The 380-nt window shown below is 48.7% G+C and carries 2 tRNA genes and 1 rRNA gene; all 3 read right to left on the bottom strand.

The window, feature by feature from the left end:
* Nucleotides 1-31: 31 nt before the first annotated feature.
* Nucleotides 32-107 (bottom strand) — tRNA-Ala (locus tag DV415_RS10105).
* A gap of 45 nt (nucleotides 108-152) precedes the next feature.
* Nucleotides 153-229, bottom strand: a tRNA-Ile gene (locus DV415_RS10100).
* Between the two features lie 78 nt (nucleotides 230-307).
* Nucleotides 308-380, bottom strand: a 16S ribosomal RNA gene (locus DV415_RS10095); the annotation flags it as partial.

Genomic DNA, 380 nt, shown 5'->3' with positions numbered 1-380 from the left:
TAAATGAATAAATTTACTTAACGATGATAAGTGGTGGAGATAAGCGGGATCGAACCGCTGACCTCCTGCGTGCAAGGCAGGCGCTCTCCCAGCTGAGCTATATCCCCATTTCATCATAAATCATTACACCTTTACATCACTCACTCTCAGAGTGGTGGGTCTGAGTGGACTTGAACCACCGACCTCACCCTTATCAGGGGTGCGCTCTAACCACCTGAGCTACAGACCCAAGGGTAATGTTTTTTCTGCTCATTTGTCTACAACTATCAGCCAATCTGTGTGAGCACTCGCTGTCTCTCGTCTTGGGTAAGGAGGTGATCCAACCGCAGGTTCCCCTACGGTTACCTTGTTACGACTTCACCCCAGTCATGAATCATACC

This window comes from Haemophilus haemolyticus, assembly GCF_003490595.1.
GTDB lineage: Bacteria > Pseudomonadota > Gammaproteobacteria > Enterobacterales > Pasteurellaceae > Haemophilus > Haemophilus haemolyticus_L.
This window is presented reverse-complemented; position numbering and strand designations above follow the sequence as displayed.